Raw genomic sequence first — 16,624 nt, forward strand, 5'->3', positions numbered from 1 at the left:
AGAAAGAATTGGTTGAATACCTCGAATGGTACAATGAAAAGAGAATCAAGGTTAAATTAAAAGGACTGACTCCTTTACAATTTAGGAATCAGTCCTTAAAATCAGCCTAGTTAAAGTGTCCAATAATTGGGGTGCACTTCACACTGCGAAGTCCTTTTTTTGCCATTTTAAAGAATGTATCGTTCAAGATTCTGGTTCTGGACGATTCCTTCAAGCCTCTTGTCGACGAAGGCAGCATCTATGATGATCTTCTCGCCGTCATGCCTGTCGGCGTCAAAACTCAATTCCTCAAGAACACTTTCCATGATTGTATGAAGACGGCGAGCGCCTATGTTTTCCTGATGGCTGTTTACATCCTCTGCAATGAAGGCCATACGGTCGACGGCTTCCTCTGCAAAATCAAGTTCAACTCCTTCAGTTCCCAGCAGGGCTTTGTACTGCTTTACCAAGGCGTTTTTTGGTTCCGTAAGGATTCTCTTGAAATCTTCCTTCTTGAGAGCCTCAAGCTCTACACGGAGAGGGAAACGCCCCTGTAGCTCAGGAATCAGATCGCTTGGAGCAGATACGCTGAAGGCTCCAGCACCGATGAAAAGAATATGGGTAGTGTTGATTACACCCCACTTGGTGTTTACATCACAGCCTTCAACAATAGGAAGAATGTCCCGCTGCACGCCTTCACGGCTAACTTCTGCCCTTCCACCTTCTCCTCCATGGGTCGCAATCTTATCGATCTCATCAATGAATATGATGCCACTCTGCTCTACGCGGTTTTTCGCCTCGTCGGCAACCTTGTCGTTGTCAGTCTGACGGTCAAGAGTCTGGGACATAAGGATGTTGCGGGCCTCACGTACGGTCACGGATTTTTTCCTATTTCTTCCACCATTCAGCATGTCCTGGAGTCCGCTAAGGCTGTCCTGAATGTCTTCAGGATTTCCACCCATCATGCCCATGCTGAAATTAGCCTGCTTATGAACGGTAACTTCAACTACACGGTCTTCAAGTTTTCCTTCCCTAAGCATCTGGCGGAATTTTTCGCGGGTGGAAGACATCCTTTCTTTTTCTTCTGTAGAAATCTCAGGTTCTTTCCGCTCATTCTGCTCTCTGTTTTCTGTGCCTGTCTGTGGAAGATCAATTTTTATTAAGCTTCCCTGGACAGGACTGTTTTCTCCAAAAATATTTCCAAGAACCTGGGCAAACTGCTTAGGTTCATCCTGATTTCTATTCTTTCCAGAACCGCTTCCAGGAAGAAGAAGATCCAGAAGCTGCTCCTCAACAAGAGGCAGGCACTGTTCACGAATTCTTTCCTGCATCTCTGCCTTGACCATGTTGACACCAACAGCCATGAGGTCACGCACCATGGATTCAACGTCACGACCAACATAACCTACTTCAGTATACTTTGTTGCCTCAACCTTCAGGAAAGGTGCCCCGCAAAGCTTTGCAAGGCGGCGTGCGATTTCTGTCTTGCCACAGCCTGTAGGTCCCATCATGAGGATGTTCTTTGGTGCAACCTCGTCACGGATTTCTTCAGGCAACTGAATGCGTCGCTGACGGTTACGGAGGGCAACGGCAACAAAACGTTTAGCCTTGTTCTGTCCGATGATATAGCTGTCAAGTTTTTCTACGATTTCTGAAGGAGTAAGCCCTTCGATTTTATTTGCCATGAAACAACCTCCTACAATTCCTCAACAACAACATTGTTGTTTGTGTAGATGCAGATCTGACCTGCGATCCTCAAGGATTTTTCTGCGATTTCCTTTGCAGAAAGTGTACTTGATTCCATATATGCCATGGCAGCGGAATATGCATAGTTGCCACCTGAACCGATAGCAAGAATGTCGTTTTCTGGCTCAATCACATCACCGCTTCCAGAAATAAGAAGAATCTTTGATGAATCTGCAACAAGAAGAAGCGCCTCAAGCTTGCTCATGCTTCTTTCCGTGCGCCAAAGCTTTGCAAGTTCTACAGCTGCCCTTGTAAGATCTCCGTTGAAGGTCTTAAGCTTTTCTTCAAACTTGTCAAAGAGAGTAAAGGCATCTGCTGTAGCACCAGCAAATCCAGTAAGAACTTTTCCGTCATAGATTCTTCTGACCTTGCGGGCATTTCCTTTCATGACCGTATTTCCCATGGTCACCTGGCCGTCTCCAGCCATGGCAACCTTGCCATCTTTTCTTACGGCAATTACCGTAGTGCTTCTTATTTTATTTTCGTTATCCATAATCAAATCCTTTTTATTCTTAGTGGAGTCTCTAAAAACTGCGATTTCTAGAGATGCCCTTTATTGAAACAGAGCCATATCCATGGATTCAGTCTTTCTTGCCTGAATGTGGAAAGGCCTGTTTGTAGACTTCCTTAAGACGCTCCATGGTTACATGGGTATAGCGCTGAGTCGTACTTATGCTTGAATGTCCAAGCATTTCCTGAACAACCCTTATGTCAGCCCCATTATTGAGCATCTGGGTTGCAAAGGTATGACGGAATGCGTGAGGTGAAAGCTGCCTTCCAGTACCTTCCATTCCGCTGTACCTTTTTACTATGAACTCAATTCCCTGGGCTGTCAGGGCAGTTCCTTTCTGGTTGATGAAAACATGATCCTCAGGAAATGCACCGTCCTTTTCATGCATTGGAAACCGTTCCCTTCTTTCCTTTAGATATTCCTCAAGGGCATTCCTTGCATCTTCTTCAAAATATACCCTTCTGTCTTTTTTCCCCTTACCAGTGACCATGGCACTTCTGAAATCCGATGTCAAATCAGAGAATTTAAGATCCGCCATTTCACTTACACGGCAACCGCTTGAATAGAGCATCTCAAAAAGAGCCTTGTCCCGCGTTGTCCAAAGCAGGGATTTTTCTTCTGGCTGACGGCAAAGCTCATCTACCTCTGACTGAGTCATGAACTTTGGAAGATGCTTAGGAGCCCTTAAAGTCTTCAGTTCAAGCGCAGGATTCCTTTCAAGATGTCCGAATTTCTTTGCATAGGTAAAGACACCCCTTACCGCCGCAATGAATCTGTTTATAGACGTCACAGAATACTTTTTCTGGCTCAGATTCCCTATGCATGCTCTGAGGTCATTGAGATCCACATCCTTAAGCCTGCGTTCCTTTCCAAGAAATTCAAGAAGGTGTATAAAATCCTGTCTATAACCTGTTATGGTGTTCTCAGACAGTCCCTTTACGCTTGAAAGGTATATGAGGAATTCCTCGCAGCAGTCAGACAGTAATTCAATCATTCGCCCTGGCTTTTCCTGTCGGCTTCATTCGCAGCAGCAAATTCACCAGCGGCTTCTGCGGCAACCGCTTCATCTGCCGAATGGAGGTAATCGCAGGCTGGGTTGATGCAGCTCTTATATGAACCGTTCTTCTTGTCGTATTTTTCAACAAGGAACCAGTTGCATTTAGGACAGTAGACATCTATAGGCTTGAAGTGCGAGATGAAATCACATTCTGGATAGTTGGTGCATCCGTAGAATTCCTTTCCGCGCCCCTTTGTCTTTCTTGCGACGATTTCTCCGTTACAGCCTTCTCGAGGACATTTTGCAAGAGGAACAGATTTTGTATTGTGGCACTCAGGGAATCCAGAGCATGCAAGGAAGTAACCGAAGCGACCAAGCTTCTTGACCATCGGCTTTCCACATTTGTCACAGATCTTGTCTGTCTTTTCATCAAGAAAGCCCTTCATGCTTTCTGTAGTTGCTTCCACCTCATCGACTCTTTCTTTGAATGGAGAATAGAAATCACGGATCATGTCGTTCCAGACAACTGCGTTCTGTTCAACCTCATCAAGCTTGTTTTCTATTTCAGCAGTAAACTGTTCGTTGATGACTTCTGGGAAAGCCTCTACAAGGATCTTGTTGATCATACGTCCAAGCTGAGTTGGAACAAGCTGCTTATTGCTTCTTGTAATGTAATAGCGGTCAAGCAGAACCATAACGATGTTATGATATGTTGAAGGACGTCCAATTCCTGTTTCTTCAAGGAGCTTGATGATTGTGGCATCAGTATAACGGGCAGGTCCCTGAGTAAAGTGCTGCTCAGGATGGAATTCCTTTGCATCGACAACTTCATCGATCTTAAGTGATGGAAGGCTTCCAGTAACCTCTTCCTTAGAAGCAAGAAGCTTGATTACAGAATAAAATCCCTTCTCGCTGAGCTTTGTGGAAGAAATTCTGAACACTGCGTCACCAGCAGTGATTTCTGCGGTCGTAGTGATTGTCTTTGCGTTAATCATCTGACAGGAAACAAAACGTTCCCAGATAAGCTGATATAGACGGAGCTGATCACGGCTCAAATATTCCTTCATTTCCTCTGGAGTATATGTGACATATGTCGGACGGATCGCTTCATGGGCATCCTGAGCTCCCTTTCCTACTGCATACTGAATAGGTTCTTCTGGAAGCTGCTCAGGATAATTCTTTCCAATCCAGTCACGAACTTCCTCAAGGGCGCTGTCTGCAATACGGACAGAGTCTGTACGCATGTAAGTGATAAGACCCACAGTCGTCTTTCCTACCTGTATACCCTGATAGAGCTGCTGTGCAATCTGCATTGTCTTTCTTGCATTGAAGCCAAGTCTGTTGGCGGCTGCCTGCTGCATCTTTGAAGTCGTGAAGGCAGGCTTTGGTCTTACTGTCTTTTCCGTAGATTTGATGTCGGTAACCTTGCATTCAGAATTCTTGATTTCATCGATTATTTTCTTTACTTCTGCCTCATTCTTTAGTTCAGGTGTCTTCCCCTGATATTTTGCAAGCTGGCAAGTAAAGTTGGACTTACCCTTCTGAAAATCAGCATCAAGGCTCCAGTATTCTTCAGGAATAAATGATTCAACCTCATCCTCACGGGCACAGATCATCTTCAGGGCTACAGACTGAACACGTCCTGCAGAAAGACCGTTCTTTACTTTCTTCCAAAGAAGTGGCGAAAGATTATAACCTACAAGACGGTCAATGACACGACGCCCCTTCTGGGCATTTACCATCGATTCATTGATGTCATGGGGATCCTTGATTCCTTCATCGATTCCCTTGGATGTGATTTCTGAAAAGACAACACGCTTGATAGGAGCTTCCGTCTTTTCCTTGAGTGCATTGTTGAGATGCCATGCAATAGCCTCTCCTTCACGGTCAGGATCGGACGCAAGAAGAACAAGGTCTGCATTCTTTGCATCTTTCTGGAGTTCCTTAAGGAGCTTAGCCTTACCACGGACAGTAATATATTCAGGCTCAAAGTTATTCTCTATCTGGATTGCCATGCGGCTCTTTGGAAGGTCGATGACATGACCAATGGAAGCCTTGACGTTGTAGTGAGGGCCAAGATGTTCACCGATAGTCTGGGCCTTATGTGGAGATTCCACGATGACAAGAGTCTTCTTTGTTTTCTTTGTCGCTGCTTTCTTAGTTGTCTTTTTCTTCTTTGTCTCTTTTACAACTTCTTTCTCTGCTTCTTCAGCCATATTTCACCTCAAAAAAAACCTGAACTAGAAAAGTTCAAGCTGTCTATCTTTTACACTGAATGTACCTGGGGGAGTTTCCATCACCCTCACATAGTCAGCATAGTTTTCAATCACTGGAGCACCTTCCGAAACATACCGTTCAGATGTAGGTGCTGCTTCCTTCACCCTCTTGCCACCACGGATGGAACTGACATTTGCCTGCTCACAGAAACCAGCCTTATGGAACACAACTTCCCTGTTGTAGGAAAGAGCAAAATCCGCCGTTATAAGGGCTCCGCTTCCCTTGGGTGCCTGAACAACCACAGTCGCAGGAGACAGAGCCGCAATGAGCCTGTTTCTCTGAACGAACCGCCATGATTCTGCAGGAGTGCCAGGAATGTATTCACTGCAAAGAAGTCCTCCACCATTCAAAATTGACGATGCAAGCCCTCTGTTTCCATAGGGAACCACAGATTCTATTCCGCAGGGAAGTACCGCCACGGTTGAACATTCCACACCGCTTTGCAAGGCACCACGATGGGCAAAGGTATCTATTCCGTTGGCAAGACCTGAAACAACAACACAGTCATCCTTTGCCGCCGCCAGAGAAAATTCCATGGCAGCAACTGCAGTTTCCTGGCATATGTTCCTTGTCCCAACTACGGAAACACATTTCTTCTTAAGGACCTCCAGATTCCCCCTGTAGAAAAAACAATAGGGAGGATCATTGATAGTCCCCAGCATGGCAGGATATTCCATAGAACCAAGAACAACCCCATGGATATCCTTTGCCTCCATGGTTGCCTCAGCCTTATCGACCAGGGCTTTCACATGGAAACCGTTCCATTCCCCTTTGGTTTTCCTGCCGATAATTGAAGAAATATCTTCTATAGACAGTAACGCAAGATTATCTAAACTGTCAATATTCTTCTTTAAAAGATTTTTTTCCCTGTTGGTAAGAAATGTAATATGCCCAAGAGCTAAATCCAATGTATCCACAAAAAAAAATTAAGAATATTAGGCTCAAATGTCAAATTTTCCTGCAATAAAAAAAATCCGCGAAATCCCCAAGGAGACTTCACGGACCATCATTAACTTTTTGTTATCCCACCCTTTTTAACTTTTTTCTATCCATCCGAAAACTGCGTCTTCAGAAATGATCTTTACTTTCCCTGGCTGAACTTTGCATCCAGAACTGTTTTCTTGTTTGATTCCGCTTCCTTTACCTTTTCTGGATTTGGCTTAAGTTCGATTATGTGGTCATACAAAGCAACAGCCTTGTCGAATTCATAGTTCATGTAGTATGCACGGGCAAGCACAAACATGGCGTTCGTATCCTTTACCTGCACAGAAAGGAATTTTTCAAGATGAGGAATTGCCTTTTCACTTTCATCAAGCACAAAAACATAGAGAACACCAAGACCGTACATGGCACGATAGTATTTTGGATTTATTCCAAGTGCACGGATGTAGGCGGTTTCTGCAAGGCGAAGGTAATTCTGCCTTTTTTCAATGCTGGAAGAAGCAGGTCCGTTAGCCTCAAAATCCAAGGTGGAATTGGCAAGATAGCCAGCACAGAGAGCGACATAGTAATAAAGATTTGCATTGTCAGGATAATATGTAAGCGCCTTCTGGAAACACTCAAAAGCCTTTCCGTAGAGCTGCTGGTCAAGATAGCGTGTACCGAGAATCTTGTACCAGATTCCAACCTGAGCCTCAGTAGTCGCAAGGTCAAGGGCGCGGGCATCGAATTTTTTGATTGCCTCCTGAAGTTCTTCCTTTGTAGTTGGATTGTGGACACCTTCCTCAATTTTCTGCATTCTTTTTACAGTGTTGTAGGATGGTGCGCATGATAAAGCTGTAAAGGAAACAGAAAAAACAATCACACAAAGCATGGCTTTAGACAGTGTTTTTCTCATAATGTACCCCTTTTTATATTTTGGGCTTCTCCAGGGATTTCAATTCCAGGTGATAGCCTTGAAATTCAAGAATCAGTGTTCTTTTCATGTCCAGGGAAATAGTCCCTGTGATAATCCTTAAGCTGACCGTCATCCACATGGGTGTAGATCTGCGTAGTTGAAAGATCAGCATGTCCAAGAAGTTCCTGCACAGAACGAAGGTCTGCACCTCCAGCCAGAAGATGGGTCGCAAAGGAATGCCTCAAGGTGTGGACCTTAGCCTCAACTCCAGTTTTTACTCCCAGTGCCTTGAAGTTCTTCCATATGCCCTTGCGGGAAAGCACCTGTCCCCTGGAATTGACAAAGACTTCTTCCACGATCCTTGTTCCAACAATCTTAGGTCTGGCTTCAAAAAGCCATTTTTTCAGCCACAAATCAGCATCTCCACCAAAAGGAATCAGCCGTTCCTTGTCACCTTTTCCACGGACAATAAGAACCTGTTCCTCAAAGTGGACGTTGGAAATCAAAAGCCCCGATGCTTCGCTTATGCGCAGACCGCAGCTGTATATGACCTCATAGAGAGCCCTGTCACGGACCCCAAGAGGTGTGCCTGTATCTATCGCGGCAAGCAAAGAATCAACCTGTCCTATCTCAAGGACCTTTGGAAGTGCCCTGGAGATCTTTGGTCTGTCAAGCTCGGCGACAAAGTTGTCTGCCCAGATCTGCTTTCTTACAAGAAGTGAACCGAACTCACACAAGGCTGTCATATCCTTTGCCATAGTAAGTTCACTGAGTCCACTAGTCTTTCTCCATGCTGAATAGTAGAGCACCGTCTCTGTCACGACATCAGCAATGGAAATATTGTTTGCTTCAAGATAGGCAACGAATTCCTTTACAGAAATAAGATAGGTCTCCGCCGTAACCTTAGAATGGTTTTCGACAAAGATTATCTCGTTGTAGAATTCCCGCAGAAGATTTTCCGTCGCGCTGTCCAAAACAACTCCCTTTTACTACGATATAAAACAATCAGTCCAAGGTAAGATCGATGGAACTGCCCATGTTCTTGAACCTGCTTCTGTAGAAAGAAGGAACACCAGGATCATTTGCATCGGTTCCTGCAGGAAGATCCTTGACCTTGAATGTATTGCGGTCATCCTCCACCTTAAGGCTGATTGCCTCTCTTTCCGAAGGAAGTCTTTCCTCCGTAAACGAAGATGTAGAAACCGAGGCTGGTTCCTCTGCAAAAATAGATGGTTTTGCCGATTCCATTGTTTTTGAAGGCTGCTCAAATGAGCCTACGATATCATAGATTGAATGGCTGCCTATTGGATTGGATTTTGGCTCAGGTTTCTTGAACTGAGAATCAGCCACTGCAGAAACAGGAGTCATCGATTCTGTTGAGATTCCGCCCTTGAGGATATTCTTGAAGTCATCCACAGAAACCACTGTATCGTCATTTTCTTCGATGGACTGCTGAATTTCTTCTGCCGTAACAAAACCGTTGTCAGAAGGGTCGAATTCAGTTGCGATTACGGTAACTGCAAGATCGTCGTCTTCCATATTTTCGTTTGTCGCAAGACCAAAAATAATGTTTGCATTCTTGTCTGCAGAACGACGGATAAGGTTGATGATTTCGCGGCTTTCCTCAAGAGAAATATTACCGTTTGTAGTGATGTTTATGAGTATCTTCTTTGCTCCGTCAATCTGGCGGTTTTCAAGGAGAGGATTAAAGATTGCGCCTTCAACAGCCTCGTTGATTCTGTTTTCACCCTTTCCTCTACCCACACCGAGGATAGATTCACCAGAACCGCGCATGATGGTGCACACATCGGCAAAGTCAACATTGATTTCACCAGGTTTCGTAATGATTTCCGTAACACCCTTTACACCAGCACAAAGAAGGTTGTCTGCAAGGATGAACTGCTCCTTGAAAGTAAGCTTTCTTTCAGGATCTGTCTTCATAGCCTTGAATATCTTGTCATTAGGAAGGACGATAAGGCTGTCTACATTCTGGCGGAGCTTTGCAAGACCTTCCATGGCGTTATTCATACGGACAACACCTTCGTGGTCAAAAGGAGTGGTTACGACTGCGATAGTAAGGATTCCAGCTTCATGAGCAAGCTTTGCGACAACAGGAGCACTACCTGTTCCTGTTCCACCACCCATACCAGCTGTAATGACAACCATGTTTGCATTGCCGATTACAAGCTTGAGTCTTTCTGTATCTTCGATTGCAGCATCTTCACCAACCTTTGGATTACCTCCAGCACCAAGACCGCCAGTAATTTTCTGTCCGATAGGCACACGTAGTTTTGCCGTAGACCTGTGGAGAGCCTGTTTATCTGTATTGAGAACAACGAAGTCAACACCAGTGACTCCATCTTCGATCATGCGCTGAACAGCACTGGATCCACCACCACCACAACCGATGATCTTTATCTTTGTAGGATTCATATCCCCAAGTTCATCGTCAAAATTTAGCTCATCGCTTGCAACCTGGGCAGCAGCCATAGGAGCGGCAACAGTTGCCGAAGCCACCTGAGCACCATTCTGAACAGGTACTGACGATGGCTGTACGGACTGTGAGTCCTGAACGTTTGTGAATTCCAGCATTTAAATTTCCTCCCGACCCAATTTCCAGTCCTTTAAACCACTGAAGAGTATCCCCCCTCTTCAATGTTCAGACTGAAAACCTTCATAAAACATTCTACTTAATTTATCTTTTTTAGTAAATTCTTTATAAAACTCTTTTTAGGCTCCGATCCCTGTTTCTTTGCACTCCTTTTTGAGGATGCCCTGGAATCATCATCCTTATAGGTCATTACAAGCCCCATCACTGTAGCAAAATCGGCATTTCTATAGCTTGTATCCGCTCCACCAAAATCAGAGCATGTTCCCTGACCAACACTGGTTGAATTCCATACCGCCTGAGAAAGCGTAACAACACCAGGCATAAGAGCACCGCCACCCGTAAGAACGATCGTACCGTTCAGCCTTTTCAAGCCAGAATGACGAACCACTTCTTTCTTTACTGAAACAAGGATTTCTTCAACACGGCTCGAAATTATGTCACAAAGAAGTTTTTTATTGGTAACGGCAGGAGGAAGACCTCCAACACTCGGTATGATGACCTCATCTTCCTCTTCTTCAGGTTCAAGCCAGCAGGAACCATATTTCAGCTTAAGGTCTTCAGCAACAGAGAACGGAACTCCAAGAACCTGTGCAATATCATTTGTTACCCTGTTGCCGCCATATGGAATCGAGGCAGTAAAAACAGGAGCACTCTTGTTGATTACGATTACATCGGTTGATCCACCACCAAGATCGATCAGGATTGAACCGAGAGCCAACTCATCCTTATGGATGGTAGCTGTGGCTGCGGCAAGAGTCTTGAGCATGATTTTCTTAAGCTCAAAGCCAGCACGTGCAATACATTCCGCGATATTTCCCTGGGAAGACTTTGAAACCTTTACAAGAAGGGTCTTGACCTCAAGGCGCACACCAAGATTTCCGATCGGATCAGGATAATCCTTGCCATCGATAAGATATTCCTGAGGAATGATATGGAGAAGAGCTTCATCGTATGGGATGAGCATGGATTTTGCGGATTTAAGGGCCCTCTCTTTTGCTTCAGGTTTGATTTCCAGAGGCATGGTGGAAAGTCCCTTAGGATCAACACCGACAACACCTGTAGACTTCATGCTTGAAACCTGGGCACCACCGATAGTTGTATAGAGGTCTGTAACTTCAACACCAGCCATCTGTTCAGCAGCCTCTATGGCAGTCTGTACGGCTTCCTTTGTGGCATCAATGTTTACGATGATACCATTTCGTACACCCTGAGATGGAATTTTTGAAAGGCCGATCACTTCAATGCGGCCATCAGAGTCTATTTCAGCTATAACTGTCCTGATATAACATGTACCGATATCAAGACCAACAATTCGGCGGCTCAATGCATTCCTCACTAGCGGCGTCTATAGGAAACTGCCCCATAGCGAAGGTCAATTTCCGACACGTCAGGTTCAATAGAATTAACGACATCAAGAACAACCATCATGTACTGAAGAGCATCCTCATTCAGATTGCGGTCTGTAAGAACCTTGACCCTTGCCTGCGATGGATAGAGGGCAAGTTCATAGTTGCCATATTCTTTTGGAACAACCTGAATCTCAGAAACCGCAGCAAAATATTTGCGTGGAAGCTTCCTGATGTCTGAAATCTGATCCATGAGAACGCGATATTTAGCTGGAAGACGCATTCCTTCCTGAAGATTGTCCACTGGAAGTCCAGAAACCAAAGGAACGGAATAATCTGTTGCCACGGATGCAGAATTGACACTGAATAATATACCATTTTCATCTATTTGAATAGACTTTGAGGTTCCGTTCTGGCTGATAATAGATTTTGCAACGGCATTCCTTTCCTTTACTTTGACTGAAATCGTATTGGGAAAATGCTTGTCCACAGCTACGCTTTCAACACATGAGATGTTACTGAGGATCGAAACTGCCTTCTCTGTGCTGAAACCACTCCATGTTGCACCATCAAGCTCCGCAAGTTTTTCATTCAGCTCGTTCTTTGTAAGGTAGTTCAACCCGCTGTAAGTAATTTCTGGGGCTGCAAACAAAGGAAGAACAAAACTATAGATAAGTGCTTCAAGGGCAAGAAAGGATCCCAGGACAATGACAAGCACCTTAAGGGCAACAAGATTCTTATCCTTAACTGTTTCCATGACAGGTTCCTTTGGCTTGTCATCAAATGAGATAAAAAAATCATTGAAATCTGTAACTGCAAGCTCGCTCATAGCTCTACCACCGTCTCTCCAAAACTTTCGTTAAATTCTATTTCCTTATTTTTTTTGTTTTCAAAATCATTATCGGCACCGCAATGTGAGGCGTTAATGACAAAACCGCACATGCACAAGGTCACGATGAGTGAAGAACCACCGCTCGAGAAGAACGGAAGCGGAATTCCTGTAGTTGGCGCCGCTCCACAGACAACGGCAAGATTGATCAGCGACTGTGATGTAATGGTAAACACACAGCCAAAGGCACCAAGCGCCGCAAATTTATTGGGACAGTTGAGGGCGATCCTGATTCCACGGCAAAGAAAGATTCCAAGCAGAAGCAGATAGCCAAAGACACCAGCAAGCCCCATTGCCGTGGCCCATCCAGCAAAAATATAGTCGGTCTGGACTTCAGGAATTCCAGAAATGTTCTCAAGTCCACTACCTGTCCCCACTCCCCAGATTCCACCAGAGCTGATCGCCTTTACGGAAGCAAGAGCCTGATATCCAGATGTGGAGGTATAATCATTAGGCTTGAGATACGAAAGGATACGAAGAAGCCTGTACCTGTGGGTCAACGTCATTAGGATCGTAACAGGAATGATAAGCGACAGAATAGGAACAAACACCTTGATGGGAGTTCCCGACACGATGAACATTGCAACACCGATGCAGAAAACCATTACCGATGTAGAAAGATCCTTCTGGATGAAAATCGCTCCTGCAAGAACCGCAAGGCCGATGGCTGGGTACATGAATTCCTTGTTGTTTTCCTCATATTCACTTGAGTGCTTGTCAAACAGATGCGAAAGATAAAGCACCATCGTAAGTTTTACCAGTTCAGATGGCTGGAAAGTAATCACATGAGGAATGCTGACCCATCGTGGCGCTCCGTTCTTTGCACTACCGATTACAGGCAGAAGGGCAAAAACACAGAGCACCACAGATGTTACAGCAAAGGAAAAAGAAAATCGTCTTAGGGCATTTACAGGAACGGCTGCAAAAAATACAAGGCCAGCAGCACCAACTGCAGAATATGCAAGCTGTCTCCACAAAAAGTAATACCTGTTGTGAAAGAAACGTTCCCCAACACCCTGAGTACAAATCAAGATCGTGAAAATTCCAAGTCCCCAAAGCAGTAGGACCGAAATCAAGAAGAGTGGATCACTTCTTTTGTAGGCGAGAACAGGTTTGTCTGCACGAATCACATATTCACTCAAAGTTCACCACCTTCAAGAAGCTTCGTAACACGTTCAAGCCCCATACCTCTGGAACCCTTTATCAAAACGATGGATTTTTCCGGAACTACAGAAGAAATTTTTTCTGCAATTCCCTTCATCGAATCATCGCTGCGTCCTGCATAGTGGAAAACTTCCTTCCCAGAAACAGAAGATCTGATTCTGTCATAGGCAGCTTTCATTTCATCACCTGCAAAAACAATGACATCAGCACTTGAACCGGCAGCAAGCTCGCCTGCCTTTTCATGCTCCTTAACGGAATCTTCACCAAGCTCAAGCATATCGCCAAGGACAAAGACCTTCTTGCGGCCGTCATTTACAGAGGAAACGAATTCAATTGATTTTTCCATCGAATCAGGATTTGCGTTATAGCAGTCCTGAACGATCGTATACTTTCCTTCAAGAACCTGGCTTCTGCCAAACATTGGTTCAAGTTCATTGATTCCCTTTGCAATTTCTGAAGATGTAAGTCCAAGTACTTCAGCAAGGGCAATGGCGCCAAGGGCATTCTTGTAGTTGTATTTTCCAGGAAGGGAAAGAACGGTTTCAATTCCGCCCACTGTAAATTTTGTTCCGCCAAGTCCAAGATCTGCAACATACTTTACGGTATCAGTATCCTGACCATAGAGGACAACCTTTCCTTCAATCTGATCCTTGAGGAATTCAACATAGTCATCGTCAAAAGGAATCACACCGGTTCCAAAGTTGTGGAAGTGATCGAAAACCTTTGCCTTTTCCTTTGCAATATTGTCGCGGCTTCCAAGCAAACCTATATGGGCAGTACCGATGTTTGTAACGATTGCAAAATTTGCCTTGAGTACAGCAGAGATTTCACCGATTTCATTTTCACGGTTCATGCCCATTTCAAAAATGCCGCACTGATGTTCAGGACGAATTTTAAATACTGAAAGAGGAAGTCCTGTTTCGCTGTTAAGGTTCCCCTGATTGCAGATCACATTGTATTTTTGCTTCATGATGGAAACGAGAATTTCCTTTGTGGTTGTCTTTCCACTGGAACCTGTAACCGCAATCTTTATGAGGTGAGGAAATTTTTCAACATATGCCCCAGCAGCTTTCTGCAAGGCTGACATGGTGTTATCCACGGCAATGAAGGTAACTCCAGGATTATCATGATGAAGGTTAACAAAATAGTCGCTGTCATCCTCATAATTTTTTTTCGCAATGAAAACAACGCTCGCACCTTTTTCAATTGCCTGCGGAATGTATTTGTGTCCGTCCTGAACTTCACCGATGAGAGGAACAAACAAAGTATCTTTTTCTACACTGCGGCTGTCCGTTGCAACAGAAGTGAATGTAATGGTCGATGGACCGAGGACATGTATTCCATCTGTTGCTTCGAGAACTTTTTCCAATGTAAGAAGGCTTTTATCTATTCCAATCATTTTTTATTTTCCTTTGCGCCAGGTACACCCACGCGCACGATTTCTTCACTTTCAGCCTGACGCATCCCCAGGTCTTCCTCAGCTATCTTTTCAATTCTGTCTGAACTTGAAAGAAGGCTGATGTCCGTAATCAGTTTTTTATTTTCCTCAATGAGGGTTTCCTGTTTGCGCTCAAGGTCTTCAACTTCCTTCTTGAGGGTCCTGTATTTGCTTGACTGAATACCGTTAAGAACAAGAAGCCCAGGAATGCTCAAGGCAAGAAGGCAGAAAAAAAAGTTCCTGAAGAAGGCACGGATTTTCTTTTTTATCATAATGCCTCCACCCCATACAGACGTTTTTCATCTGCATCGCGAAGCTTCCTTACAACACGGAGCTTTGCACTTCTTGAAGGAGAATTTGTCTTTACTTCTTCTTCAGTAGGTTCAACAGGCTTACGAGTAAGGATTTCTGCACAGGGAGTTCCACCGCAATTGCACATTGGAACTTCAGGTGGACACACACACTGCTTACCGAGATTCCTGAAATAATTCTTTACGATCCTGTCTTCCAGTGAATGGAATGTGATTACACCGAGTTTTCCTCCAGGAGCAAGAATATTGAAGGCATCGTGGATTGCTTCTGGCAAGCGACTTAGCTCACTGTTGACCTGAATTCTCAAAGCCTGGAAAGTTCTAGTGGCTGGATGAATGTTTCCGTGCCTGTATTTTGCTGGAACTGCATTGTAAATGATGTCTGCCAGCTGTTTTGTGGATTCGATTTTCTGAGTTTCGCGTACCCTGCAGATTTCTGATGAAATGCGGCGCGAATATTTTTCGTCGGAATAGAGGTAGATCATATTTGCCATCTTCTCTTCTTCCATCTTGTTCACGATATCAGCAGCACTTTCCTTTGTTTCGCTGTTGAGTCTCATATCCAGAACTTCATCATGACGGAAAGAAAATCCCCTTCCGCTTCTTTCGTAATGGAACACACTGATGCCAAGGTCAAAGAGAATAAGGTTGGGTCTTTCGGCATCTTCAGGAAAATTTCTATAGAAGTCGTTGAACCAGCCATTGTAGAAAGACATACGTTCACCAAAAGGAGCAAGTCTTTCCTTAGCTTTTGCCTGAATGACGCTGTCTGCATCAAGGCCTTTTACTTTTAACGTTGGATATTTTGAAAGGAAGTTGAAGGAATGTCCGCCTTCTCCCAAAGTTGAATCGATAAGGTAGGCAGATGATTCAAACGGTTCTCCCACTGGAGAAAGATATGCGAGGCATTCATTTAAAAGTACAGGAGTATGTACGATTTCCAATTTCTATTCCCTTTTTTCCGCCTTCCCTAAGAGAAAGCTTCATTATTTTTTGCCAAAATCAGCAACTACAGAAGAATATCACCCATTGATTCAGACGCAGCCTGAATGAAGGAATCTTCTGTTTCCTCAAGATACTTGCCATAGCGTTCAGAGTCCCACAATTCCATGTATCTGTTGATTCCAAGAATCGTGCATTCACCCTTGAGACCGGCAAAGTCCCTTAAGCTCTGGGGAATAGAAAGACGGCCCGACTTATCGAAAGTGATTTCCTGAGCCGGAGAAATGAAACGACGGAGAACCATTCGTTTTTTCTCATCAAAAAGAGAAGCGGACCCCATGATTTTTTCATTCAATGAGGTCCACTCGTCCACTGTAAAAAGCATGAGGCAGTTATCAAGCCCGCGGGTTACAACAAGGCTATCCTGCTGCAATACTGAACGCAGCTTAGCCGGAAACTGGATGCGACCTTTGTCGTCCAGCGTATTGTTGTACTCTCCACAGAGCAAATTCATACCGCTACTCACCACTTTTTCCCACTATTTCCCACTTATCCCCTATTTTATCGAAAAATTTG

Annotated in this window: 16 protein-coding genes; 1 reads left to right on the forward strand and 15 read right to left on the reverse strand. The window is 44.4% G+C overall.

The annotated features are described in order from the left end of the window. Positions 1 to 110 (forward strand): IS3 family transposase (locus ACKI39_RS02775; protein WP_407396682.1); only part of this gene is annotated, 110 nt, incomplete at its 5' end. A 57-nt stretch (positions 111 to 167) separates the two neighbouring features. Here the strand turns inward: ACKI39_RS02775 and hslU are convergent. The 15 genes from hslU to mraZ all read right to left on the reverse strand — a co-directional run bounded on the left by hslU (position 168) and on the right by mraZ (position 16,562). After that, positions 168 to 1,664 (reverse strand): ATP-dependent protease ATPase subunit HslU, encoded by a 1,497-nt coding sequence (gene hslU, locus ACKI39_RS02780; protein WP_407397438.1) that lies wholly within the window; start codon positions 1,662 to 1,664, stop codon positions 168 to 170. 11 nt (positions 1,665 to 1,675) lie between these two features. Next, entirely contained in the window at positions 1,676 to 2,218 is a 543-nt protein-coding gene (hslV, locus tag ACKI39_RS02785; protein WP_407397440.1) for an ATP-dependent protease subunit HslV, read from the reverse strand. An 88-nt stretch (positions 2,219 to 2,306) separates the two neighbouring features. Then, positions 2,307 to 3,230, reverse strand: coding sequence for a tyrosine-type recombinase/integrase (locus ACKI39_RS02790; protein ID WP_407397442.1), 924 nt, complete (start codon positions 3,228 to 3,230; stop codon positions 2,307 to 2,309). After that, on the reverse strand, positions 3,227 to 5,449 hold the full coding sequence (topA, locus tag ACKI39_RS02795; RefSeq protein WP_407397444.1) for a type I DNA topoisomerase: 2,223 nt from the start codon (positions 5,447 to 5,449) through the stop codon (positions 3,227 to 3,229). The genes ACKI39_RS02790 and topA overlap by 4 nt, the downstream gene beginning before the upstream one ends. A gap of 24 nt (positions 5,450 to 5,473) precedes the next feature. Beyond that, on the reverse strand, positions 5,474 to 6,427 hold the full coding sequence (locus tag ACKI39_RS02800; RefSeq protein WP_407397446.1) for a DNA-processing protein DprA: 954 nt from the start codon (positions 6,425 to 6,427) through the stop codon (positions 5,474 to 5,476). 164 nt (positions 6,428 to 6,591) lie between these two features. Further along, positions 6,592 to 7,347 carry a tetratricopeptide repeat protein gene (locus ACKI39_RS02805; RefSeq protein WP_407397448.1) on the reverse strand — a complete coding sequence of 252 codons (756 nt, stop codon included), beginning with the start codon at positions 7,345 to 7,347 and terminating at the stop codon, positions 6,592 to 6,594. Positions 7,348 to 7,412: 65 nt separating this feature from the next. Beyond that, a complete protein-coding gene (locus ACKI39_RS02810) occupies positions 7,413 to 8,321 on the reverse strand; it encodes a tyrosine-type recombinase/integrase (RefSeq protein WP_407397450.1) in 909 nt (302 codons plus the stop codon). Between the two features lie 31 nt (positions 8,322 to 8,352). Beyond that, positions 8,353 to 9,939, reverse strand: a complete 1,587-nt coding sequence (ftsZ, locus tag ACKI39_RS02815; RefSeq protein ID WP_407397452.1) for a cell division protein FtsZ — start codon at positions 9,937 to 9,939, stop codon at positions 8,353 to 8,355. A gap of 98 nt (positions 9,940 to 10,037) precedes the next feature. After that, entirely contained in the window at positions 10,038 to 11,294 is a 1,257-nt protein-coding gene (gene ftsA / locus ACKI39_RS02820; RefSeq protein ID WP_407397454.1) for a cell division protein FtsA, read from the reverse strand. After that, complete coding sequence (locus ACKI39_RS02825; RefSeq protein WP_407397456.1) at positions 11,294 to 12,133, reverse strand: cell division protein FtsQ/DivIB; 840 nt, start codon at positions 12,131 to 12,133, stop codon at positions 11,294 to 11,296. Before ACKI39_RS02825 ends, ftsA begins: the two co-directional genes overlap by 1 nt. After that, positions 12,130 to 13,335 (reverse strand): FtsW/RodA/SpoVE family cell cycle protein, encoded by a 1,206-nt coding sequence (locus ACKI39_RS02830; protein WP_407397457.1) that lies wholly within the window; start codon positions 13,333 to 13,335, stop codon positions 12,130 to 12,132. Before ACKI39_RS02830 ends, ACKI39_RS02825 begins: the two co-directional genes overlap by 4 nt. Next, on the reverse strand, positions 13,332 to 14,756 hold the full coding sequence (locus ACKI39_RS02835) for a UDP-N-acetylmuramoyl-tripeptide--D-alanyl-D-alanine ligase (protein WP_407397459.1): 1,425 nt from the start codon (positions 14,754 to 14,756) through the stop codon (positions 13,332 to 13,334). The genes ACKI39_RS02830 and ACKI39_RS02835 overlap by 4 nt, the downstream gene beginning before the upstream one ends. Beyond that, on the reverse strand, positions 14,753 to 15,067 hold the full coding sequence (gene ftsL / locus ACKI39_RS02840; RefSeq protein ID WP_318691077.1) for a cell division protein FtsL: 315 nt from the start codon (positions 15,065 to 15,067) through the stop codon (positions 14,753 to 14,755). The genes ACKI39_RS02835 and ftsL overlap by 4 nt, the downstream gene beginning before the upstream one ends. Beyond that, positions 15,064 to 16,050: a 16S rRNA (cytosine(1402)-N(4))-methyltransferase RsmH gene (rsmH, locus tag ACKI39_RS02845; RefSeq protein WP_407397462.1), complete on the reverse strand. Its 987-nt coding sequence runs from the start codon at positions 16,048 to 16,050 to the stop codon at positions 15,064 to 15,066. Before rsmH ends, ftsL begins: the two co-directional genes overlap by 4 nt. Before the next feature lie 65 nt (positions 16,051 to 16,115). Continuing rightward, positions 16,116 to 16,562, reverse strand: coding sequence for a division/cell wall cluster transcriptional repressor MraZ (mraZ, locus tag ACKI39_RS02850; protein WP_318691075.1), 447 nt, complete (start codon positions 16,560 to 16,562; stop codon positions 16,116 to 16,118). Positions 16,563 to 16,624 lie beyond the last annotated feature (62 nt).

Source organism: Treponema sp., from assembly GCF_045641405.1.
Taxonomy (GTDB): Bacteria; Spirochaetota; Spirochaetia; order Treponematales; family Treponemataceae; genus Treponema_D.

What these genes read in the sequence shown, in the direction of transcription:
- ftsL (WP_318691077.1), bottom strand. Translation starts at nt 15,067, where the DNA reads ATGATAAAAAAGAAAATCCGTGCCTTCTTCAGGAACTTTTTTTTCTGC.
- hslU (WP_407397438.1), bottom strand. Translation starts at nt 1,664, where the DNA reads ATGGCAAATAAAATCGAAGGGCTTACTCCTTCAGAAATCGTAGAAAAA.
- topA (WP_407397444.1), bottom strand. Translation starts at nt 5,449, where the DNA reads ATGGCTGAAGAAGCAGAGAAAGAAGTTGTAAAAGAGACAAAGAAGAAA.
- hslV (WP_407397440.1), bottom strand. Translation starts at nt 2,218, where the DNA reads ATGGATAACGAAAATAAAATAAGAAGCACTACGGTAATTGCCGTAAGA.
- ftsZ (WP_407397452.1), bottom strand. Translation starts at nt 9,939, where the DNA reads ATGCTGGAATTCACAAACGTTCAGGACTCACAGTCCGTACAGCCATCG.
- mraZ (WP_318691075.1), bottom strand. Translation starts at nt 16,562, where the DNA reads ATGAATTTGCTCTGTGGAGAGTACAACAATACGCTGGACGACAAAGGT.
- ACKI39_RS02825 (WP_407397456.1), bottom strand. Translation starts at nt 12,133, where the DNA reads ATGAGCGAGCTTGCAGTTACAGATTTCAATGATTTTTTTATCTCATTT.
- ACKI39_RS02805 (WP_407397448.1), bottom strand. Translation starts at nt 7,347, where the DNA reads ATGAGAAAAACACTGTCTAAAGCCATGCTTTGTGTGATTGTTTTTTCT.
- ACKI39_RS02790 (WP_407397442.1), bottom strand. Translation starts at nt 3,230, where the DNA reads ATGATTGAATTACTGTCTGACTGCTGCGAGGAATTCCTCATATACCTT.
- ACKI39_RS02835 (WP_407397459.1), bottom strand. Translation starts at nt 14,756, where the DNA reads ATGATTGGAATAGATAAAAGCCTTCTTACATTGGAAAAAGTTCTCGAA.